At 55.9% G+C, this 21,702-nt stretch carries 25 protein-coding genes and 1 pseudogene; 16 read left to right on the forward strand and 10 right to left on the reverse strand.

The genetic code is table 11. The annotated features are described in order from the left end of the window. From PL597_RS24730 to PL597_RS24740, 3 genes are all read left to right on the forward strand, one after another. On the forward strand, nt 1-304 hold a 304-nt coding region (locus tag PL597_RS24730; RefSeq protein ID WP_271366520.1), incomplete at its 5' end, for a type IV secretory system conjugative DNA transfer family protein. Nucleotides 305-904: 600 nt separating this feature from the next. Next, nucleotides 905-1,840: a nucleotidyltransferase and HEPN domain-containing protein gene (locus tag PL597_RS24735; protein ID WP_271366521.1), complete on the forward strand. Its 936-nt coding sequence runs from the start codon at nt 905-907 to the stop codon at nt 1,838-1,840. 429 nt (nt 1,841-2,269) lie between these two features. Further along, nucleotides 2,270-2,455: a hypothetical protein gene (locus tag PL597_RS24740; RefSeq protein ID WP_191218699.1), complete on the forward strand. Its 186-nt coding sequence runs from the start codon at nt 2,270-2,272 to the stop codon at nt 2,453-2,455. Between the two features lie 199 nt (nt 2,456-2,654). Here the strand turns inward: PL597_RS24740 and PL597_RS24745 are convergent, their stop codons facing one another. The 3 genes from PL597_RS24745 to PL597_RS24755 all read right to left on the reverse strand — a co-directional run bounded on the left by PL597_RS24745 (nt 2,655) and on the right by PL597_RS24755 (nt 5,505). Further along, nucleotides 2,655-3,314, reverse strand: coding sequence for an outer membrane protein (locus tag PL597_RS24745; RefSeq protein WP_137412410.1), 660 nt, complete (start codon nt 3,312-3,314; stop codon nt 2,655-2,657). 207 nt (nt 3,315-3,521) lie between these two features. After that, a complete protein-coding gene (locus tag PL597_RS24750; RefSeq protein ID WP_149148046.1) occupies nt 3,522-3,905 on the reverse strand; it encodes an ester cyclase in 384 nt (127 codons plus the stop codon). Between the two features lie 334 nt (nt 3,906-4,239). Continuing rightward, entirely contained in the window at nt 4,240-5,505 is a 1,266-nt protein-coding gene (locus PL597_RS24755; protein WP_271366523.1) for an MFS transporter, read from the reverse strand. Nucleotides 5,506-5,574: 69 nt separating this feature from the next. On the opposite strand from PL597_RS24755, the gene PL597_RS24760 reads away from it, so the two are divergent. Both PL597_RS24760 and PL597_RS24765 read left to right on the forward strand, forming a co-directional pair. Then, nucleotides 5,575-6,006, forward strand: coding sequence for a helix-turn-helix domain-containing protein (locus PL597_RS24760; protein WP_137412412.1), 432 nt, complete (start codon nt 5,575-5,577; stop codon nt 6,004-6,006). Between the two features lie 633 nt (nt 6,007-6,639). Beyond that, nucleotides 6,640-6,846, forward strand: a pseudogene (locus tag PL597_RS24765) (T6SS immunity protein Tdi1 domain-containing protein); the annotation flags it as partial. A 129-nt stretch (nt 6,847-6,975) separates the two neighbouring features. Here the strand turns inward: PL597_RS24765 and PL597_RS24770 are convergent. Continuing rightward, nucleotides 6,976-7,740 carry an SDR family NAD(P)-dependent oxidoreductase gene (locus PL597_RS24770; protein WP_271366524.1) on the reverse strand — a complete coding sequence of 255 codons (765 nt, stop codon included), beginning with the start codon at nt 7,738-7,740 and terminating at the stop codon, nt 6,976-6,978. Nucleotides 7,741-8,121: 381 nt separating this feature from the next. Between PL597_RS24770 and PL597_RS24775 the strand changes: the two genes are divergently transcribed. Both PL597_RS24775 and PL597_RS24780 read left to right on the forward strand, forming a co-directional pair. Beyond that, a complete protein-coding gene (locus PL597_RS24775; RefSeq protein WP_271366526.1) occupies nt 8,122-8,715 on the forward strand; it encodes a TetR/AcrR family transcriptional regulator in 594 nt (197 codons plus the stop codon). 70 nt (nt 8,716-8,785) lie between these two features. After that, nucleotides 8,786-9,517: an SDR family NAD(P)-dependent oxidoreductase gene (locus PL597_RS24780; RefSeq protein WP_271366528.1), complete on the forward strand. Its 732-nt coding sequence runs from the start codon at nt 8,786-8,788 to the stop codon at nt 9,515-9,517. A gap of 125 nt (nt 9,518-9,642) precedes the next feature. Here PL597_RS24780 and PL597_RS24785 read toward each other — a convergent pair whose 3' ends face one another. After that, nucleotides 9,643-10,545 (reverse strand): LysR family transcriptional regulator, encoded by a 903-nt coding sequence (locus tag PL597_RS24785; RefSeq protein ID WP_217005443.1) that lies wholly within the window; start codon nt 10,543-10,545, stop codon nt 9,643-9,645. Nucleotides 10,546-10,636: 91 nt separating this feature from the next. On the opposite strand from PL597_RS24785, the gene PL597_RS24790 reads away from it, so the two are divergent. The 5 genes from PL597_RS24790 to PL597_RS24810 all read left to right on the forward strand — a co-directional run bounded on the left by PL597_RS24790 (nt 10,637) and on the right by PL597_RS24810 (nt 14,101). Then, nucleotides 10,637-11,653: an NADP-dependent oxidoreductase gene (locus PL597_RS24790; RefSeq protein WP_271366533.1), complete on the forward strand. Its 1,017-nt coding sequence runs from the start codon at nt 10,637-10,639 to the stop codon at nt 11,651-11,653. A 71-nt stretch (nt 11,654-11,724) separates the two neighbouring features. Next, nucleotides 11,725-12,027: a putative quinol monooxygenase gene (locus tag PL597_RS24795; RefSeq protein WP_271366534.1), complete on the forward strand. Its 303-nt coding sequence runs from the start codon at nt 11,725-11,727 to the stop codon at nt 12,025-12,027. 120 nt (nt 12,028-12,147) lie between these two features. Next, entirely contained in the window at nt 12,148-12,345 is a 198-nt protein-coding gene (locus tag PL597_RS24800; protein ID WP_137412424.1) for a hypothetical protein, read from the forward strand. A gap of 206 nt (nt 12,346-12,551) precedes the next feature. Beyond that, nucleotides 12,552-12,851: a helix-turn-helix domain-containing protein gene (locus PL597_RS24805; protein ID WP_246669689.1), complete on the forward strand. Its 300-nt coding sequence runs from the start codon at nt 12,552-12,554 to the stop codon at nt 12,849-12,851. Next, nucleotides 12,848-14,101: a type II toxin-antitoxin system HipA family toxin gene (locus tag PL597_RS24810; protein WP_271366536.1), complete on the forward strand. Its 1,254-nt coding sequence runs from the start codon at nt 12,848-12,850 to the stop codon at nt 14,099-14,101. Before PL597_RS24805 ends, PL597_RS24810 begins: the two co-directional genes overlap by 4 nt. On the opposite strand, the gene PL597_RS24815 is transcribed toward PL597_RS24810, so the two are convergent. After that, on the reverse strand, nt 14,042-14,281 hold the full coding sequence (locus tag PL597_RS24815) for a toxin-antitoxin system TumE family protein (RefSeq protein ID WP_333781951.1): 240 nt from the start codon (nt 14,279-14,281) through the stop codon (nt 14,042-14,044). The genes PL597_RS24810 and PL597_RS24815 overlap by 60 nt on opposite strands. Nucleotides 14,282-14,789: 508 nt before the next feature. On the opposite strand from PL597_RS24815, the gene PL597_RS24820 reads away from it, so the two are divergent. Beyond that, complete coding sequence (locus tag PL597_RS24820; RefSeq protein WP_271366538.1) at nt 14,790-16,475, forward strand: FAD/NAD(P)-binding protein; 1,686 nt, start codon at nt 14,790-14,792, stop codon at nt 16,473-16,475. A 22-nt stretch (nt 16,476-16,497) separates the two neighbouring features. Further along, a complete protein-coding gene (locus tag PL597_RS24825) occupies nt 16,498-17,256 on the forward strand; it encodes an MOSC domain-containing protein (RefSeq protein WP_271366539.1) in 759 nt (252 codons plus the stop codon). Between the two features lie 378 nt (nt 17,257-17,634). Here the strand turns inward: PL597_RS24825 and PL597_RS24830 are convergent, their stop codons facing one another. From PL597_RS24830 to PL597_RS24845, 4 genes are all read right to left on the reverse strand, one after another. Next, on the reverse strand, nt 17,635-18,132 hold the full coding sequence (locus tag PL597_RS24830) for an RES family NAD+ phosphorylase (protein ID WP_137412438.1): 498 nt from the start codon (nt 18,130-18,132) through the stop codon (nt 17,635-17,637). Between the two features lie 7 nt (nt 18,133-18,139). Then, a complete protein-coding gene (locus PL597_RS24835) occupies nt 18,140-18,490 on the reverse strand; it encodes an MbcA/ParS/Xre antitoxin family protein (protein WP_103466536.1) in 351 nt (116 codons plus the stop codon). A gap of 563 nt (nt 18,491-19,053) precedes the next feature. Then, nucleotides 19,054-19,410, reverse strand: a complete 357-nt coding sequence (locus PL597_RS24840; RefSeq protein ID WP_271366540.1) for an HVO_A0114 family putative DNA-binding protein — start codon at nt 19,408-19,410, stop codon at nt 19,054-19,056. Then, a complete protein-coding gene (locus PL597_RS24845; RefSeq protein ID WP_271366541.1) occupies nt 19,407-19,643 on the reverse strand; it encodes a toxin-antitoxin system TumE family protein in 237 nt (78 codons plus the stop codon). The genes PL597_RS24840 and PL597_RS24845 overlap by 4 nt, the downstream gene beginning before the upstream one ends. 21 nt (nt 19,644-19,664) lie before the next feature. Between PL597_RS24845 and PL597_RS24850 the strand changes: the two genes are divergently transcribed. Further along, nucleotides 19,665-20,348, forward strand: coding sequence for a type IV toxin-antitoxin system AbiEi family antitoxin domain-containing protein (locus PL597_RS24850; protein WP_149148494.1), 684 nt, complete (start codon nt 19,665-19,667; stop codon nt 20,346-20,348). Further along, nucleotides 20,345-21,187 (forward strand): nucleotidyl transferase AbiEii/AbiGii toxin family protein, encoded by an 843-nt coding sequence (locus PL597_RS24855; RefSeq protein WP_149148035.1) that lies wholly within the window; start codon nt 20,345-20,347, stop codon nt 21,185-21,187. The genes PL597_RS24850 and PL597_RS24855 overlap by 4 nt, the downstream gene beginning before the upstream one ends. Nucleotides 21,188-21,702 lie beyond the last annotated feature (515 nt).

The following is a 21,702-nucleotide window of genomic DNA, read 5'->3' on the forward strand; positions in this document are numbered from 1 at the left end:
GTCAAACGCCGGCGTGCTGCAGGTTTTTGGCATCAACGATCATGACAGCGCGCGCCTCATCTCTGATTTGCTCGGGCAGGAAACAGTCGTGTTCCAGACGATGGCGAGAGCCCTCGATTCCGATAGGACCGGGATTTCCTTTAGCCAACAGCATACCGGCCGGCCGCTACTCACCCCTGATGAGGTGCGCAATCTGCCGGGGCACGGGCAACTGCTGTTCCTTGCCGGACAACGGCCAATTTTTGCAGAGAAACTTGCCTACTTTAGCGATCCGGAATTCAGGGAGATGTTCGACCCGGTCTGACGGGACGTAGAAAACGAAGGCAGCCCGGCATCTTCATCGGACCATCTATGTCAGGCCAACCAGCTCTTTTCGGCGCCACGGGAGAACGATAGGCCCGGAATTCAAACCTCGTCTTCAACGGCTTGCCGGGGCGACGAAGGATGGTGCGCGGTGATCCAGCCTGTCCTGACGGGAACGCGCTACCAAATTGCGCCGAAGTGAGCGGCAGGAGAGGCGTGCCTCTTGTTGCGAAGGCGCGAATGGGAACCGGTCTGAATGCGATCAAAGGCGCGTTACTCCCGGCGCCAAAAACGTGAACCGCGGTGACGACGGCAGGCGGCTTTCCCTGGGTTTGAAACAGAGGCCATTCAGCCTTTGCGATCGAGCTGGTCGCGGCTGTTGCTGACAGACCTGATCGCACTCTTCACGTCGTCTTCGAGACGTTTCCCCTGTTGCCCCATAGCGCAATTGATGGTTCTGGCTGCCAGCCGTTAATCTGCCTCGAAAAATCGACGGGCACTTTTGCCATTTGATGAATGTGGCGAAGCGTATAAGGTCCATGGATACCACAAGCGCGATCAGACCGGCGCGACAATCGGAAGCCAGCCAGACCCTGTTCCCATGATGAAATCCTCCCTTGATCATATCCCGCACAGAAAGCAGCAAGAGCTTGCCCGTGCGCTGGAGATCCTGCACGAGGAGTTCGAGGATGCCTTGGGTGAAGGCACCGCTGACTTCAAGAAGCGCGGACGCATTCTTAGAATCATCCTGTTCGGCTCCTATGCCCGCGGCACCTTTGTCGATGAGCCGCATACGATGAAGGGCTATCGTTCGGATTTCGATTTGCTGGTGATCGTCAACAATCGCAAGCTGACGGATCATGCGACCTACTGGTACAAGGCGGCCGACCGGATCATCCGTGACAGCTTCATTGAAACGCCGACGCAGTTCATCGTGCATTCTCTGCGCGAGGTGAACACGGAGCTTAAGAAGGGCCACTATTTCTTCTCGGATATCCGCAAGGAAGGCATCGTTCTCTATGAGCTTGATGACGAGCCGCTCGCTGAGCCGAAGCTGTTGACGGTAGCCGAGCGGCTGACTGTGGCGAGGGAACACTATAATGAGAGACTCGGGCTTGCTCTCTCGTTCATGAAAGTCGCCCGTTTCTGTATTAGTGAAAACGACCTTCGGCTTGGCGCTTTCGAATTGCATCAGTGCATTGAGCAAGCATATTCCTGTGTCATCCTGACCCTGACCAATTATGGGCCCGCCACTCATAACATCAAGTTCCTACGCTCTCTTGCGGAGGAACAGGATCTGCGATTGGCGGAAGCGTTTCCGCGAGATCAACATCGTCAACGAGCCTGGTTTAACAGGATCAATGAAGCCTATGTGAAGGCTCGATATTCGAAACATTTCGAGACCAGCGAAGAGGCGCTGGTCTGGCTCGGTGAGCGCACCTCACATCTGCTCGAGCTGGTAAAGGCCGTTTGCGATGAACATATCGAAAAGCTCGAACGTGACGTTCGAATGGGCGGGGGTGAAAGCGGCCAATGACAGCCAGGTGCCGAAGCGGGTTCTAATCTTGCTCCTTATAGTGGGGCATTTGCGGCGGTTTTTCATTTAATCGACCAAATGGATTTTTCATTCGCATTCATGTCGGCCGCGGAGATTTCAACGGCGGATTCAGCGTAATAAGTGCTGCTCATCGTCGATTAAGATTGGCTGATATGGAGGGTATCTCACGACGGCCAGAAGGACGACGCTGAGGTCGGCATCAGTTGCTTCCGGAGGCGCAACCGCAATTTGATGTGGTAAAATATATAATATTGTAGGTTTAATGCTTTATTCGATATCAAGTATCGACATGGAATACGATACGCGCATGACACCTAGCCTGCCGGTCCGGCTTTCAACAGCTGTCTGGTACGCTGCATGATCCGTATTAGACCGCTTGGGCTGGCCGCGCAGGAACGGCAACTTTAGGTGCTGCTGAAAATGCTGCTTGGCATATGGATGCGCAACCAACTGCAAAAACCGGCGGACGGAACGGGTGCGCAGATGCTGCGGGACTTGCTGCGGCGTCAGCTGCCGCGGATGGCGCCGCGTGGCGCCGATCGTCAACTGCTTGAGGATTTGCTCAAAGGGGAAATCATGGATGAGACTGGCTGAGCGTTTGGTGGCGGAAGAAGGAGCGTGTCCGTCCGCGTCCGGTCCTGGTCGGCATGTTCAGTGGTTGTGCTGCGACTACGCCGGGTAAACAGGCTGTCAGCACTTGTCTACCGCCGGTTTTTTGCTTCCGGCCTTTTGGAAAGGGACAGGAAAAAGCCCGGCACAACGGCCGGGCTTTTGCTGTTGCTGTCCGGGTGGATCAGAACTTTACGCCGAGGCCGACACGGATTGCATGCTGGTCGACATCCGCGTTGATTGCAGCGCCACCGAAATCGAAATCCTTGTCGCCGAAGTCGGTGTAACGATACTCAACGCGTCCGAACACCATGTCGGTAAACGCGTAGTCGAGACCAACGCCGACAGTGTAGCCGTTGAATGTTTCCTTCACGTCGGCAATGCCCGGAACTTCCGCGTAGCCGCGAGCATACGCCCAGCCTGCAGTACCATACACCAGAGCACGGTCAAATGCGTAGCCGACGCGGCCACGAACCGACCCCTGCCAGTCGAACCCGTAGTCAAAGCCGGTGCCAAGGATAGTGGCTGAATCATCGCCCCAGTTCTTTTCGAAGTCAGCCTCAAGGCCGACGACCCAGCTATTGCCAAGGTCATAGTTGAAGCCAACGAAACCACCGGCGAGAGCGCCGTCGAAGTCTGCGGACGTTTCGCCGGGAAGGCCGACGATCGAAGCGTCATTGTTGTTCCAGCCGTACCCGGCCTGGACACCGGCGGTAAACCCGGTCCAGCTGAACAGCGGCGCAACGTCTGCAACTGGGGCGGCAGGAACTTCTGATACGGCATCGGCCGCCATTGCAGTCGATGCCGCGAGCACGAATGCGATAGTCGATACGATTTTCTTCATAGGCTCTGAACTCCCTTACGTGAGAGATCATTCATATGCTTTTTTCCTGAAATATGATGTAACCTTTGTGCAACGCCCGCGACCTCAGCAGCTGTCTGCATAAATTTAAGGCTGCCCGGGCCCGGCGGGAAGCCCAGTGCAATCGCGCTCGTTATGGTGACTTTTCCAGGGCGCGTGGCCGCCGATGTCTTTGCAAGGCCAAGGCCGTCAACCAAGTTGACGTTCGATTGCGGCCTTGTCGATGACCGACCAGACCCTGCGGATTTTCATGTGCTCAAATTCGTAGAACACGTGCTCGCAGAACTGAAACCTCCTGCCATTGACCGGAAGGTCCATGAAGGTGGCCCTGGGCGTGCAATCGAACGAAAGCCGGGCGGCAACCCGGGTCGCCTCGCTGACAAGGATTTCTGCCTCGAACCGAAGATCGGGAATATCGGTAAAGTCGTTTTCCAGCATGTCGCGATAGCCCGACAGCCCGAAGGGTCGGCCATTGTGTTCGACCGTACCGTCGACGAAGGTGCCGAGGTCATCGAAGTCCTGGCGGTTAAGGCAGTCGAGGTAGGCGAGATAGATGTCGTTGAGTGTTTGCAAGTTGTCTTCCGGGGGTGCGGACGAAAAGTTGGACCACCAAGGAGGTAGTTCATGTATTCCTACGCAGACAGACTTCGAGCGGTTGAGCTCTATATCCGGCTGGGCAACCGACTTAACGCGACCATTCGCCAGCGAAGCTCGAGACGATGATGATGAAAGTGAGCGAGTTGGGTTATGATGTCAAAAAGCTTGAGTTTCCCGCCCAGAGATAACCGCTGACGGAGTAATGTGATTGAGTCCTTTGAAAAAGGCTATGCGCAGCCGGCCTTGATGCGTACGACCGTCGTAGCGAGCGAGGAGGATCAAGGCGCCCGAGGCATACCGCCACCTGTGATCAGCCTTCCGGATTTTGCTTCATCACCGGCGACGGCTTTCTATGTGTATTCGGCCATCCAAATGCAACGAGGATGGCAACGACCATCATGGCGCATGACAGCAAGAAGGTGAGGCGCATTCCGGTGACGATGGCGGATGTTGTCGCACTGTTAAGATCCTCCGTCCCGACGGCGAAGGAAAATACCGCGCCCATGGCAGAGGCGCCGGCGATCAGGCCGATATTGCGCGACAAGCCGAGTAATCCCGAGACCGTTCCGCGCCGGTCATGTGGCACGTCCGAAAGGGCCGCTGTGTTGTTGGCGGCCTGAAAGAGCTGATAGCCTGGCGTCAGTACGATAACGGACAGCGCATAGCCTGTAACTCCGATCATGTTTGGCACGAACGCCAGAAGCAATGTGCCCGTGGTCAGGAGCAGGAGACCGACGGCGAGCACGCGGCGGCTTCCCCAGTTGTCTACCAGCCGGCCGGAGGGCACGCCGCTCAACATGGAGATGACCGGGCCGATCATCATGACGAAGCCGGCCTCGGTCGCGGCCAGCGCGAGGCCGAGGCCGAGATAGAAGGGGCCGACGACCAACGTTGTCATCATGACAGCAGCGACAAGGATGTTGACTATGAGATTCGGGACCAGAGAGCGGTTCATAACCGACCACAGGCTTCCCGTCTCGGTCTTGCCCCTGCCGGTGCCGGCGGGAAGTACCGATATGGCCATGATCAGAGCCAGGAGCGCCAGCGGCACCTGCACCCAGAATATGGCGCGCCAGCCTGCCAGCGGGATCAGGAGCCCGCCGAGCGATGGACCGAGCGCCGTTCCCAGCGCCGAAACAGTACCGAGCAGGCCCATTGCCCGCCCGACACGGTCCTCGTTTGCTGTCTGGCGCATCAGTGCCATCGGCAGCGTCATCAGGAAAGCCGCGCCGACACCTTGAACAGCGCGAGCGCCGATCAGCAGCCATAGCGTAGGGGCGATCGCGCAGAGCAGCGAGGAGAGGGCGAAAATGACCAGCCCGGTGACGAGCATGGGCTTCAGCCCGAAACGGTCGCCAAGCCGGCCAGCGATCAGCACCGAGCAGGTTAATGCGACGAGATAACCGACGACAACTGCCTGAACCTGCGAGAACGGCGCAAAAAATGCCTCTGCCAGCGACGGCATTGCAATGTTGGCGATACTGGTGCCAAGCGAGGCGAGCAACATTGCCAGTGCAAGCGTCGCCGCAATGCCTGTTTGCGGTCTCCCCGACCGAATTGATTTTACCTGTTCCAATGCCTTGTCCTCTTGATTTGAGTAACGTTCGGGAGCATTCTGCCACTTCAAGTCAACTTGAGGTCAAGTATGAAATTGCTGGATATTGGAGAGGTGGCGGCGCAAAGCGGAATCAAGCCTTCGGCGCTTCGTTATTATGAGGAGGCCGGGCTGATTTCCTCGGTCTCGCGGCATGGCATGCGCCGGCAGTTTCCGCCGGAAGTGTTGTTACAGCTCAAACTGGTTGCGATGGGCAAATCGGCGGGGTTCTCGCTAGACGAGATTGCCGGCATGTTTGGCGTGAATGGTTTGCCGGACCTTCCGCGCGCCGTTCTTCATCAGAAAGCCGATGCGATCGACCGGCAGATCCACGAGCTGACCGCGCTGCGCGACACGCTTCGTCACGTGGCAGATTGCCCGGCGCCCTCGCATATGGAGTGCCCGACATTCCGGCGGTTGGTTAACGTTGCGGGAAAGCGTGAAAAGATCGAGAGACCGAAAAGAGGCCCTAGCTGTCCGTAGACGCCGGGCACGGAAAGAACCACGACTGAGTTTGGATATCCACCGTTGAGCCGGGCCGATGCCGGCTGGTTCCCTGCGATATTGGTGTGACTGGTAGGTGGAGGCAAAAGAACAGCGGGGAGGAATGGTGCAACTGACCCAGGTTTGCTGTCGAGGTTTCGTCACTTCAGCGCTCGGCGTTTGGTGGCCGATATTTTGAGAATTATAACAATGTTTATCAGTAGTTTATCTATTATTGTTTAAGTGCGTTATGAGGATGAATGGCAGCTTGCAGTTCAATTCACTGACCAAGCCCGGTGATACAAAAGTGGGTCTGTCGTTCTGTTAGATGACGGTGCGGTTATGAGATATCCCGGTTGTTGCAATTGAGGTGAGTCTTCTGATGAAAAACCAAATTGGCATACCTGTGCGCTCCGGATCCGTTGGGGATGTGTAGCTGCTGCCCTTATGCGTCTTGGTTCAATCATCCTTGCATTTATGGAGTTTTATTCCGCAATTCCAAGGATAAATTGGAGTTTTGTTATGATCCGGCCTGGCCGACCGCTTCGCGACGACGCGTTGGCCACTTGCGGACATTTCGTAAGACGCGACTAATCTTACCATCGGCGGGGCGACGTCAAAAAGCTTTTCAAGCCGACATGTGTCAAGCTGGGAAAGCTCGCCGTCGGGCAGATCTATGGTTGCAAACCGATCGTCGCGCTTGGCGGCAACAGAGCCCTGGAAAGCCTGACGATCTACGACGCGTTGCCGCATATGGTGATCCTGGGGCAGGCGCATGATATGCAGTTGATGGAAAACGCCGCGTTTCCGCCTCGGCCGGTGCGCGGGATTGGTTCATGAACTCGGCCCTATGACCGCATCGGGCCAACGGCCGTCATGACCCTGAAGCGCCAACAAGAGACGAGACGTTAGGTTGCTGACGCGCTAGATGCAAACACCTGGCGGCTTACTACGATCCACGCGGGCGTTCTAAAGGCCACCTCCGACTCTCATCACGCTACCCGTCATGTAGGATGCTTCGGGAGACAGTAACCAAAGCACCGCTGCCGCGATTTCGTCCGCCTGAGCAGGTCTCCCCAGCGGTATGCGTGAAGCAACCCGGTGGGGCCTCTCTGGGTCGCCGCCATCGGCATGGATGTCAGTAAGCGTCGTACCGGGAGCAACCGCGTTGACCCTTATTCCGTAACTCCCCACTTCCTTGCCAAGACCAACGGTGAATGCCTCTATAGCCGCTTTGCTTGCGGCGTAATGCACATACTCGGACGGCGCTCCGAGTGTGGATGCGATGGAGGAGACGTTCACGATCCTCCCGGGTGTTGATCTCTGTTCCCAGTTACGAATGGCGCATTGGCACAGGAGCATCGCACCCGTCACATTGACGTCGAAGGTCCGGCAGAGCACTGAGTGGGGTAAGTCTGCGAAACGGCCGATTTTGCCGGTTATCCCGGCGTTGTTGACCAGAGCGGTCGGTTCTCCCACGTGCTCGACAGCCTCGGCGAACAGCTGCGACGGAAAATCTGGCGTCCCGACATCCCCTCGCACCGCGTGCACTCTTCGGTCTGATCCGGAAAGCGACTCGACAAGCGCCTTGGCTGCGGATTCATTGTCTCTATAGCTGAAACAGACATCATATCCGGCGGCGACGCCTCGCCGAACAATTGCCGCTCCGATGCCTCTCGATCCCCCTGTCAGAATCATCACGTCTCGCGACTGCCTGTCGTCAGTAATCGCCACCGATTCCACTCCTGTCATGACGCCTCACTAGCCCTCTCCAGACCCTTATCCGCGCCGCAGAGTCACCCGACGACCTTCCGCACAAGGTTCCTCGCCTATTGATAATGGAGGACCGCGCATTGTGAACTCACTCTTCGGTATAGGTGGCATTCGCTCGACGACGGTTGACGTCCCCGGACCACCTGAAACTCAGATTCACTCCGCAGACATCCTGCATGATGGTGGCAGATCAGAGAATAGCTTCTGCAAGGCGACGCTGGACCTCGCTAAATCGACAAGATCATTCAGCGCCAGTTTCGGGCCGTGCTACCGTCAAACGTATCCTTGGCGGTAACAGCGCAGGTCTCCATTTTATTATTGATAGATCAGTCCATAATAAATATGTTGCTGACCATGGCAAGACCGAGAGAGTTCGACCGCGACGCGGCGTTGGATAGGGCATTCAGGGTGTTTTGGGCGAAGGGTTTCGCCGCGACATCAACCGATGATCTGCGCGAGGCGATGGGGATCGGCAGACAAAGCCTCTACGGGGCTTTCGGTGATAAACGAACACTCTATCTCGAGGCGCTCGACACATACCAGCAGCGGACGAATTCCGGTCATCTGAAACGGCTATGCGATCCGGCGTCTCCACTGAAGGGTATCGAGGACCTGCTGGCGGGGCTCGTGGCTGATGACGATAGCGAACGGGCGCTCGGATGCATGGGCGTTGGCTCCGTCGGCGAATTCGGCGTCACCGATGAAGAACTGAATGATCGCAGGGTAAAGTCCAGCGCGGTTCTCAACCGTCGGCTCGCCGAGCGCCTCAAGGAAGGACAGCTTTCAGGCGAGGTCGATCCGGACCTCGACCCAAAGGAGGCAACAGCCTTCATCCAGATGACAATGATGGGGATTCAATTGGCTGCGCGTGCCGGAGCCACTGCCGAGGACCTCAAGGCAATGGCTCGCTTCGCGGCTCGCCGCCTTACAACGTAAGAGCGCCCTCATAGCCAAAAAGTTTCCATTTACCCAATTATGGACTGATCTATCAAAAAAGGAGAATGACATGACGACCAATGAACGCAGAACCGCCCTCGTCTTCGGGGGTGCACGGGGTATAGGCCGCGCCGCAGTCGAACGGCTGGTTCGGGATGGGTTTGACACCGCCTTCACCTATGTGTCCCGTCCGGACAGCGCCAGCGACCTAGTCGAGAAGATGGAAGCTGCAGGTGGCAGGGCGATCGCCATCCATGCGGACAGCGCTGATCCGGCGGCCATTCACGCGGCCGTAGCAAAGACGGTCGACATTCTCGGCCACCTTGACGCTGTCGTCGTCAACGCCGGCATATTGCGCATCAACACCGTCGACGCAGTCAGCCTCGAAGAACTGGACATGATGCTCGACGTCAATGTCCGCGGCGTCTATCTGTCGATCCAGGCTGTCGTGCCTCATCTCAAGGACGGCGGCAGGGTGATCACGATCGGCTCAAACACGGCGATCAGGACGGGAATGCCCGGTGCATCCGTCTACCAGTTCACCAAGGCGGCCGTTGCCGCGATGGTGAAGGGCCTGGCACTTGACCTGGCTCCACGACAGATCACCGTCAACAACGTCCAGCCCGGTCCGACTGACACGCCGATGAACGCTGGCGCGATCGAGGCCCTTGCGAACAATAGTCCGCTCAAGCGGGTGGCCGATCCCGCCGAAATCGCAGGCTTGGTATCGTATCTCGCCAGTCCGGCATCGGCGTACATGACCGGGTCCAGTCTGACCATAGACGGTGGCTGGACGTTATAGCACCACTGCAATATGCGCGGCTTTTCCAGTCGCGCGTCCGAGATTTGCAGTCAGGCAGACTATGTCCGCAATGGGCCGCCAGGCGTCTTCCGCCTCGCGCCAGAAGCAGACATTCACTGCCAATGTCACGACAGCTCTGCTAGGGTGTTGAGGAAGGCGCGGACGGCGGGGTTCGACCGTCGGCTCTCGGGCCACAGCGCTGTTATATTGTGCCGGTCCACCGCATAGTCGGCCAGAACCGGCACGAGCGCTCCACGCCTCACCCAGGGGCTGGCCATGAAACTCGTTGCCATTCCAATGCCGGCACCCGCCGAGATCGTCGCAAGAACGGCTTCGCTCGCGTCTACGATGATGCCGGAGGACGGCACGATCTCGACCTCCCTGTTCCCGACGCGGAAAGGCCAGCGGAATAGCTGGCCGCTACTCTGGTAGCGCAGGCTGACAGTGTCGTGCTCTGCTAATTGGTCCGGATGGGTCGGCGGGCCGCGCCCGGCCAGATATTCGGGCGAGGCATAGCAGCATAGCCGATGCGGCAGAAGGCGGCGGGAAAGCAGGCGCGAGTCTGACAGATCGCCGATGCGGACCGCTACATCGAAGCCGCCTTCGTTAAGATCAACCATGTGATCGCTCAGACGCAGATCTATGTTAACCTTCGGATGGAGCCTGCGAAACTTAGGGAGCACCGGCGCTATTACGTGCAGGCCGATCGGCAAAGATGCCGCGATCCGCAATGTGCCGGCGGGCTCGGTGCGCGCCGCTTTGGCCGCCTGCTCGATCTCTTCGGCGTCGTACAGCAGCCTCAGCGTACGCTCATGCAGATCGCGGCCCTCGGCCGTCAGCTTCAGGGAACGTGTCGTGCGCGCAAAAAGCGAAACGCCGAGCTGCTTCTCCAGCCGCTGTATGCTTTTGCTGACCGCCGAGGGTGAGATGGACAAGGAGCGGGCGGCGGCGGTGTAGCTTCCGAGCGAACCGGCGCGAGCGAATGCAATCAACCCCGTCAACCTATCAATTCCGATTTGTTCCTTCATGGCACTATTAAAGCGAATTGTCTGATGATTATCAATCGAAGGAGTTGATCGTATCTTCAGTCATCGAAACCGATATCCAAGCGAGGCCATGATGACTGACATGATGAAAGCCGTGCGATTGCACGAATTCGGTGGACCAGATGTCCTCCTCTATGAGGATGCACCCCGACCGGAAATCTCGGCGGACGACGTGCTTGTTCGCGTCCATGCCGCGAGCCTCAACCCGCCGGATCTCTATCTGCGGGATGGTTATCGTGCTCTCCCGCAGGAATGGCAGCCCAATCCAAGCTTTCCGCTGATCCTTGGCACGGACGTTTCCGGCACGGTTGCGGCCGTCGGAGAAGACGTGTCGCAGTTCAAGGTCGGCGACGATGTCCATGCGATGGTCCGGTTCCCGCATGACCTCATGACGGGAAGCAGCGCCTATGCCGAATATGTTCGTGTTCCCGCATCGGACTTGGCGCTGAAGCCCGCCGGGATCGACCACATCCAGGCTGCCGGCGCGCCGATGTCGCTTCTGACCGCCTGGCAATTTTTGGTCGATCTGGGACACGATGCGCCGAACCCTTTCCAGACCTTCCCGCATGCCCCGGCTCCGCTCGAGGGCAAGACAGTGCTGGTGAACGGTGCCGCCGGCGGCGTCGGCCATCTCGCAGTCCAGATCGCGAAATGGCAAGGCGCGAAGGTGGTTGCCGTTGCTTCCGGCAAACACGAGGCGCTTCTCAATGATCTCGGTGCCGATATCTTCATCGACTACACTAAGACGTCTGCCGAAACCGTGACCAAGGATGTTGATTTGGTACTCGATGCCGTCGGCGGCGCGAACATGGAACGCTTTCTCCCCAGCATTAAGCCGTATGGCGCCCTGTTTCTCGTCAACCCGCTGGGTTTCTCAGGCCATGACGAAGCCGCCCGGCGGAAGATAACCGTCTCGACTACGCAGGTGCGCTCGAACGGCGCGCAATTGGCAGAGGCCGGCCGTCTGCTTGAGGACGGCTCCGTACGGGTGGTGATCGACAGCACTTATCCGCTGGCCGAGGCATCGGCAGCGCATCGTCGTGCTTCCGAAAAAAGCATCCAGGGCAAGATCGTGCTGGTCGCCGTCTGATCACCACTTGACCAGTCAGGGCCCAGGCCGCCGTGAACAGGTGGTCGGGGCGCTGATGGAGGGGCTATCCCATGCTGATTATAACCGGCTACATCCACGTCGATCCAGCCGATCTGGCGAAATTCATGACAGAACTGAATGCGCTGGCATCCACAACACGAAAGCGTCCGGGAAGCATCACGTATGATGCTGCCGTGGACGATCCACAATCAGGTCGATTGCTGATATCGGAACGTTGGGTCGGTCAGGCTGCGCTTAGCGCTCATTTGCAGGCAGCCGACACGATCGCGTTTGTCAGCCGCTGGAGCGGTAAAATGCGAGGCGAACTCAGGAAATACGACGCATCGAATGAACGCGACGTCATGGATTGCTGATGCTGCTACCTGGTTGGAGCTCTACGTCCGCTTTGGGCCGGTCGGAGCCATTGCAATGGTTTGGTAAAGGGCTAACCTCAGCGGCTGCTCAGAGCAAGCGTAACGACAAATGAGGCGGCAATGAAGCTTGGTGGGCCGGATGCGCCTTTTGGCATGGAAGAGACAGTTCCGCAGACCGTCAGCACGCTTCTGGCGCAGCCTGGCAAGCCAGGCTTCAGTATCTCGACCGCGACGGAAGCACTGTTCCATGGTGTGGATTTCGCAGACGCCAGCATTCTTGAGAGACGAAGGCAGGTCATTTGTGGCGAATTCATATAACGCACGACGGTTAGTAAGGCCGTTATAAGGAAAAGTCGTATTCCTTTTAACGGCTGACCGATGGTGGAAAACGGCCGCGATGATGCAGTCCTACAATACGCAACGGGTCATAAAGCCAAGTTTTCTGAGCGTGCAGGTGAGTTGCGATTTATTTTAATTGCTATTATATTGGCATTAAAAAGTCTGATTCGCGCGTGGATGATAATATGTTAGCATTTAAAATGTCTTCTCCTGTGGAGGTTATCCGGGACCTGGCGGATAGGATGAAGCGCCGGCGGATCCAGCAAGGATTGACCCAACGCGAATTGGCTGCGAGATCGAATGTCTCCTACGGATCGCTGAGGCTATTTGAAGAAACCGGCAAAATTTCTCTCGAGAGTCTCGTGAAAATTGCCTTTGCTCTTGAGGCGGAGGCGGAATTTGAACGGCTGTTCCCGGGTCGGCCGCCACAGAATATCGATGATGTCATTGATCGTCCTCTCAAGCACCGTGTGCGCCGGAAATGAAGTTCACGTCAATCCAGAAGATGAGCGTTTATCTGGAGCTCGAAGGGAATGAGAGAAAGCTCGGGACGCTTGCCTGGAGCGGCAGGGAACGGCGGGCGTATTTCGAGTACGCGGCGGAGTTTCTGGCGGCGCCCCTTTTGGTTTCACCATTCCATATGATGGCCTCCACTGGATTGATTGCGGCGCCTCGCGATCCATTTGACGGGCTTCACGGGCTGTTCAACGACAGCCTGCCGGATGGTTGGGGTCGGCTGTTGCTGGACCGCCGGCTTCAGCGGGCGGGCATCGACTATACCCGGCTTACCCCGATCGACCGTCTGTCGGCAGTGGGCAGAACGGGAATGGGCGCGCTCTCATATGTTCCTGAATTGCCAGACGACCAGGAGCCTCAGGCCGTCACCGATCTCGACTGGTTCGCTGATCAGGTCGAGTTGGTGCAGGCTGAAATGGACGTGGCTGATATTGACAGCTTGCAGGGCGCGCAGGGTGGATCTGCGGGCGCGCGGCCGAAGATTATGATCGGCTTCAACCAGGCGGAAAACAGATGCGTTCTGGATTATGGCCAACCGTTGGATCCGGGGTTTGAAAGGTGGATGGTCAAGGCGCCAAGTTCCGATGATCCGCGGGAGATCGGTCCGGAAGAAAAAGCCTATTCGCTTATGGCGGTCGCTGCAGGACTGACGATGGCCGACACCCTGCTGCTGGAGACCAGGAAAGGACGACGGCTTTTTGCGACGAAACGTTTTGACAGGACCCCTGCGGGCAGGCTCCACATGCACACGGCAAGCGGCCTGCTGAATGCCAGCCATCGTGAAGCAAGTGTGAACTATGAGCAACTGCACAAGCTTACTCACATAATGACCCGCGACGCTACGGAAGTCCTGAAGATGTTCCGAAACATGGTGTTCAATGTCTATGCCAGAAATCGCGACGACCATGCGAAGAACCACGCCTTCCTTATGGACGGGAATGGCCGCTGGTCTCTGGCGCCCGCATACGATCTTACTTTTTCGTCGGGACCAGGTGGAGAGCACAGCACGGCAATAGCCGGGGAAGGCAGGAATCCCAGCATGTCCCACCTTCTGGCAGTCTCCAAAGGGGCCTCAATTTCTGATCAGGACGCACGGGAAGTTATAGAACAGGTTAGAGCAGCCGTAGACCGATGGCCTGAGTTTGCTGGGGAAGTTCAGTTAGCCAGAACTCGGACCGCTGAACTCGACAGGTTCTTGAATGGTAATCGGCTGGCTTAAAGGCCGACGATGACCTTTGCCACCTTCGTTGTCGAAACCGACGATACGCCTGCCGTCCCTGCCATAAAACACTCGATACTTGGACAAGTGGGGGCTGCCGGGTTCGGGCAGCTTCCACACAACGATCTCGACAATCGCATCATCTGGCAAAACAGGTTTCGAACGTTCGACAGCGATCACGGCGAACTTGTTTCAAGGGTATTTATGCTTGAAATATTTTACTACAATACGACCAGTATATACATATATTGTGGTTTTATACTTATATGGTGGAATTATGTACTACTTGTGGGCTTGAGTGAATGATTGATCGCGGCGCGCGCCATTGATTTGAGACAGGGAAGGATATCATTAAACATATAATTTATGTCGTAGTGATATAGAACATATAAAATTTGTAAGCAAACCATTGCTGGCAGAGGGAGGGGGTTTAATTGGCGGATTTTTGCTTGTTATGCAGACCTGCAATATGATGGAGCTTCGCGGGACGAGCCTCCAATGTGGGACGACGCATCAGCTGAGACAGCGATGCAACCCCATCAGTTCATTACCGCGCGCCTCGGGCCGTCCGCAAAGCGCGATTACGGGCATATTTGTCACAGACCGTACGAAACGGAACGCTGCGGGAACGCGACGCCCGTCTCGCCGTTATGACCTGCTGTAATAGATGGCATTGGAGTACGTGCGTATGGGCAGTCGGGTTTGCATCATTGGGTCAGGTCCCACCGGTATTTTCACACTTCAGCGTCTGGTTCAGTCTCCCGCACCACTCTCCATCACCGTTTACGAAGCCGAAATGCTGGCCGGAAAGGGGACGCCCTATCTTCCGGGTGCCAACGATCCGGTAATGCTGTCCAATATCCCCAGCATTGAAATACCTCCAATGCCCATGTCGCTGATCGACTGGCTGTACAGCCAGAGTGACGATTATCTGAGCCGCTTCTCCATTGTGCGATCTGGAATCAATGAGCGCGAATTCTATCCACGGCTCGTTCTGGGCGATTATTTTCACACACAATTCACAGCCATTGTGACAGACGCGAGGAACCGCGGGCATGAGGTCGATGTGTGCCCCGGCCATTGTGTCAGGGATATCGTTCTCGGTATCGATCAGATCCGCGTCAGCGTCGATACGAATGATGGCAGTTTTGATGCCATTTTTGACCATGTCGTGATGGCGACAGGCCACAACTGGCCAGATAAAACCGAGGTGAGACCCGGTTATTTTGCGTCTCCATGGCCGGCGGCAGGCCTTAAGGCAGCCTGCCATGGTCGGCTTGGTATATTGGGAACGTCTCTGAGCGGCATCGATGCCCTGTTAACCGTCGCGGTATCGTGCGGTTCATTTATCCATGATGAGGCGGGAATATTGCAGTTCCACGCTGCCACCGGCCACGAGAATTTCTCGGCCGTGATGATGTCGCGCAAGGGGTTGTTGCCGGAAGCTGACTTCTACGGCCCGCTTCCATATTCAATGCCAAATGTATGCACGCAGGAGGCCGTGGATCAGGAGATTGGACGAGGACCGGTTGGTTTGCTCGACAGGGTGTTTGAACTTTTTCGCCGTGAAATCGCGACTGCTGATCCCGACTACGCCTCTGAGATAGGCTTGAACAGCCTTACCGTCGATAGTTTCGCGGAAGCTTATTATGGGCGCCGGTCAGCCACTGATCCATTCGCCTGGGCAGCAGCGAACCTTGCGGAGGTTGAGCATAATGCCCGGGAACGTGTCACGGTACCCTGGCGCTACGCCATTTTGATAACACACGAAATTATCGCGCGGGCGATCCCACATTTGGACACACAGGATCTGGGCCGGTTTAACAAGTCGTTCAAAAGTGTCTTCATTGATGACTATGCGACAGTTCCGCATTTGTCGATCAAGCGTCTTCTTGCACTACGGAATGCCGGCCGGCTCGAGATTATGCGGCTCGGCCACGATTATTCCATCGATACTGATGGTCTTTCGCGCGGGGCGAGGGTGCGGATGAGGGATGCCGAAGAGATATTCGACAGCTTTATCGATGCCACTGGCCAGACTGCCCTCTCCGCCCGGGACCTGCCTTTCCCTTCGCTGCGGCGCGGGACTGTGAAACCAGCAATGACAGTGGAGTCCGGGACTCCATTGGCTATTGAAGAGAACGACACAATTGTCAGAAGAACCGGTGGTATAGCGGTGGACGAAAGTTACCGTCCGCTCGATACGGGCCTGCTGTCGAACCGCCTTTACTGTGTGGCCATTCCCTTTTTGTTGCACAAGCATCCGTTCGTTCAGGGCATAACAAGCGCAGCGGAACTGGGCGAGACCGCTGCGGAGGCCATTTTGGAAGACCTGAGCAAAACCGCATTTCCGTCGATACTTTTAACGGCCTGACAGTAGCAGACGGGAAGTGATGATGACGGAGCGCATTCGACCAATGCCGGCATTCGGGAAAATCGTGGAAATATGGCGATACCCAGTGAGCTCACTCGGCGGGGAAATATGCCATGAGGCCGACATCAGTCTGAATGGGATCACGGGAGATAGGCGTTTCGGCCTCTTTGATCCCGTGTCCGGCGTAGTCGCGGCGCCGGAAAAAGACGCTCGTTGGCGCCCGGCGCTTTTTCTTAAGAGCGCCATAGATGAGAATGGCGTTCGTATCGGGTTTCCAAACGGACGATGGCTATACCTCGAAGATTCTCAATTGCCGCAGGCGCTGTCAGCGCATTTCGGATTTGAAGTGGCGATCGGCAGTTACGCCGCTGCGGATCCTCTAGCACCCTCTGTTCCGCAAATCAGAAATCGCTATTCGGTATCGCCCCTGCATTTAGTGACTACCTCCTCGTTGTGCGAACTTCAGCGGATGACACCACAAAGCACTATCGACCGGCTGCGTTTTCGTCCCAACATCCTACTTGAAACGGAAGACATGTCCGGCTTTTCAGAATTTGGCTGGATCGGCGACGTCATCAGTTTCGGCGCAGTTGAGGTCACGGTGACGGAAACGACAAAACGCTGTGGCATGACTCTTATCGCCCAGCCGGAGCTGAAGGAGCAGCCTGAAATCCTCCGAACCATGCTGAGAAACACCAAGCGCGCGCTTGGCATTTATTGTGAGCCCAGGACAACAGGCCGTATTGAGATCGGCACTACTGGGAAAAAACACGTCGGGTAGTCGGTTGTCTGCGGTTAGATGCGTCACAGCTTTCGCAGAGGTTATTTAAGTATCCCTCTCGGCAGTTAGGCCAGAGCGCCCGCCGACCAACGCAATAATTGAGACTGCTTATTATTGAGGGCTTGAGACGAGCTCGATGCGGACACAGGAATAAACCGTCATGTGACGTGTATATGAGAGCATCGGATTGAGCCCGAAGGAGGTAGACGGATGCAGTGGCGAGCCGGACTAGATGTCCGCCGTCTCGCAGCATGAGCGTCAGCCTGCGTATATTGGCCCATTTCAGTGGGTCATTTACGGCGGATTTTCAATTAATTGACCCATTATAATGGGTGTTTTAGACGCATTCTTGCCGCCCACGGAGATTTCACAGCGGTTTCAGCGTGACAAGCGCTGCTCATCATCGATTAGGATCAACTGATGTGGAACGGTGTCTCCCCATGTCCAAAGGACGACGTTCAGGTCGATATCAGTCGCCCCCGGAGCAAAGCTCCTGACGATCAAACCGCAAAAGCCCTCGTTTTTCAGAGACCGGGCAAGACGTTGTGTGGGGGCTTCACCGAACACATTCATGTCGTCTCGCCAAGTCGGGGTGCTGAGAGTTTGACCGTCAATACCATGATCATGAAGCAGGGCGCCATCGCGAGTATCAAACAGCGGTGTGATGTCGGCATCGTAGGAGACAAGAGTTGTAGGCTGTAAGCTGCCCGCCTGATTTGCTTCCTTCAATGCCGTGATGACTGTCACTGACGTGTAGAGTGCAGGCATGCCTTTTGGATTGAATCTGCCGCCATAAAGCTCGGCACCTCGCCCGGAGAGCGGCTCACGAGCGAAAACGGGATTAAGCGCCCGGTAGAGTTTACCCTGGTAGTGCATCAGGCCGTCAGGCATGCACGCCAGCGTCTATCGCGTCGATGTACTCGAGTACTTCGTGAGCGCGCCCGTCTCGGACGAGCTGCATTGCTGTGTGGCCAGAAAAGCCTGAGAGAGGCTCTGAACGATACCAGGCATATGCCATGAGTGCAGATCCGAAACGGGCCTCCACCTTGTTGATGACTTCGATCATTTCGCGCAGTCGCCGTTGGGTCTTGTCCGACTTGATGCGTTCTTTGCGCTGTACGGAATCTTTGCCCAACCCGGCACTGCGTGCGATATCGTCACTTGTTGTATGAAGGACGTCGGCGATTTTTCTTGGCGCGAACAGCCCTTTGTCAGCATATTGTGCGAGAGCCATGATCGTCTCCTTTGATAAGCCAAAGATACTGACGCAATATAGCGTCAAAATTACAGGCGTTCAAGGTGTGGGCTCCTCTTATAGCTGCAAGCCGCTATACATTCATGCTGGATGCCGTCGCCATGAACGTTCGTGCAGCGGTTGCCTCCAAGTTGGGCACCGGGACGCAAACCGTGTTCCGCAGCCGCAGTAGGAAGCCCCGCCATGCGGTCGGAAGTGGTGCTCCCACTGTCGCTGGAAGCAAGGAAACTATCGGGAAATCCACCCCTTAGCCAAAGTTTGTCCATTGCATTTGCCGGCACTTCCAATCCATCGACAGGCTGCATTTCAAGATATGCTATGCGGCCAGCCAGTGTTTCTCCAGATTGTTTGAGATCGATGGAAGCCGAGCCGAGTAGCAGGAACTGGCCGGTGCGCCGTCCGGCGGCGATTGCGATCGATCAAGCCCCGCAGGGTCTGGAACACGTTAGGCGGACGATGAACTTCGTCGGAAACCCTCGCCGTCGACATCTTGAGGGCCTCGATCATATTGACCCGGCGATGGCTTGCGTTGCGGTCCCTGATCAGGCTGCCGCTCTGAGGTCGAAATTCGCGTGGATGACTTCGTAGGGTACATGAACCTTTCCGTCTTCGGTTTGTTCGAATATACCCCAGTCCGACAATGCGGACACGTCCTGGTGGACACGCTTAACGTCACGTTCGACGGATCGGGCAAGTCCGCGTATGCTCGATGGACCGATCTTCTGAAGATGTTCAATCAATTCCCACCTTTTTGGGGTGATGACAGAAAAAAGCTGTGCGGGCGACGAAAAGGTGAAGACTGCCACGGGTTCTGAGGGATTGCCTGAACGCATGGCGTTCGTTGCCCTTTCAAAAACCTCATTGAGGGCAGGTTCGCTGTCTGCTCTGATTTGAATCAAGGCTTCTTCCTCCTCTTGATTATCTCCTTCCGAAAGTCGGACAGGAGGGCATCGGTCGTTGTGAACATGTAAGGATGCTCGTCGCCGTCGAGATGGCAATGATCGCCTTTGCCGCGTTCGTTGTCGAAACCGACGATGCGCCGGCCATCCTTGCTATAAAGCACTCGATACTCGAACGTGCATCCTACCGGGAACGGGTTCGAGACTTGTATAAAAGTTCTTGAAACTTTCATGAATTGGAAGTATCAAGAATTATGTCTTCGTTGGTGGACCAGATTTCTGCGGCCGGACTGGCTGATCGTTTTCTGAATGACCGGCAACTCGCCGAGTTGCTGGGCGGCAGTGACGCGCGCCGTTATGGCCTTGTCAACCGCGCTTTGAAAGACGGGTCCCTCATCCGCCTGAAGCGTGGTTGTTATGTGCTGGCGCGACGCTATCGACGTGACCCGGTTCATCCGTTTGCCGTCGCCCAAAACCTCGTGCCGGGCAGCTATATCTCTTTCGAGACAGCACTGTCGTTTCATGGATGGATTCCGGAGGCGGTGTTTGTTACCGCCAGTGTTTCACCTGGACGCAAAAGCCAGGATTTTTCGACGCCCGGGTTCGGGACCTTCAGCTATCATCCTCTGGCGATCAACGATTATCGGTTCATGACGAGTGTTGACCGTGTCCCGCTCAACGGCTCGATTGCGTTCGTTGCCAGGCCTCTTCGGGCGCTTATGGATCTGGTAGCGCTTCGCAAGGTGGAGTGGAGCGGGCTTGAATGGCTTACGATTGGTATGAGGATTGAGGAAGATGCCCTTTTCGGATTGCGACGCAAGGATTTTGCTGCATTGAAGCCGGTGTACAAGCACAAGGCTGCGAATGTCTTTCTCCGGGCGCTGGAAGGTGCTCTGATGCCTTCCAGGTGTCTGCATGATGTCGAGGTCAGGGCATGATTGAGATTATCCGGGACAAGCTTCGGCAATACGCGGCGGAGAGTGCAATAGAGGAAGAGAATGCCATCAAGGAAATACTGCAGGAGGTCGTACTCTACGCTTTGTGGCGGGGCGATTTTTTCGATGTGGCTCTTTTTCAGGGTGGTACAAGCCTTCGCATTCTTCATGGCCTGCCGCGTTTTTCCGAGGACCTCGATTTTCTTCTGCGGGCTCCCGACACGGGTTTCAACTGGTCTCCTTATCTCAAGGTTCTGACGGATGTTGTCGGCCAGTTCGGGTTGGAATTGGAGGCACATCCCAAGGTGCGGATGGATACGGCGATCCGTCAGGCTATTATCAAAGATGACTCAATCGCGAGCCAGTTGGATCTGTCATTTGCGGGAAGAGGTAGACCCAAGACAATTCGTATCAAACTTGAGATTGACGTTAATCCGCCTGCGGGATCGGGTGAGGAAACTACCTACCTTGATTTTCCGGCTGATTGTGAGGTCCGCCATCAGGATTTGCCTTCCAATTTTGCGCTCAAGATACACGCTCTTCTATGCCGTGGTTTTCTCAAGGGGCGTGATTGGTATGACTTCTCCTGGTATGTGTCCCGCAGCGTCTCGCCAAATCTGGACCTTTTGCGCAATGCGCTGATGCAGGCTGGTCCATGGGCAGGAGATGAGACTGTCCATGTAGATGCTGCCTGGCTGAAAGCGGCTCTTTCAGAAACGATCAAACGTATCGACTGGAAAGAGGCTGCCGGGGATGTTCGACGGTTTCTTCGTCCAGCCGAGCTTAAATCCACGGCTCTTTGGAGTGATCGTTTTTTCCTTGCCAAGCTGGAAAAGCTTTGAAGCTTCCCGATGTTCTTATGTCCGTAGAAGGCAGGCGAATGTTTCGTCGGCTACGTTTTGCAAATTATATATTTTCGCATTTTTGATTTGACGGATTTATTAGGCTTCACTCAGAAGCGCGCCTGAGGCGGGTGGTGGGGTCATGGGAATATTTTTGCTATAACATCCACGGCAATACATATATTTGTATATTTATACTTTTTGGATGGAATATTGTTTTGCGTGCCGAGGGGCCGAGAGGATTCCTGCCGGTCGCAAAATGAGGATGTTTAAAACATATATATTTATATGGATAACTGAGTAAACATATAATTTATGCATTTGCTTACCTGGCGGACTGCTATGCTTGGTCGGATGATTTATGCGGGTTTAGTGCGGAAGCTAAGGATTTTAGCAGGAATCTGGCTGAGCATTGATTGAAAGGGTGGTTTTTGTTTGGCGGCGATCGATCGTAATAACAATATCATGATATTGTTATTACGATCGATCGCCGCCAAACAAAAACCACCCTTTCA

Origin of the sequence: Agrobacterium sp. ST15.13.013, from assembly GCF_027956525.1 — a bacterium.
Lineage (GTDB): Bacteria > Pseudomonadota > Alphaproteobacteria > Rhizobiales > Rhizobiaceae > Agrobacterium > Agrobacterium salinitolerans.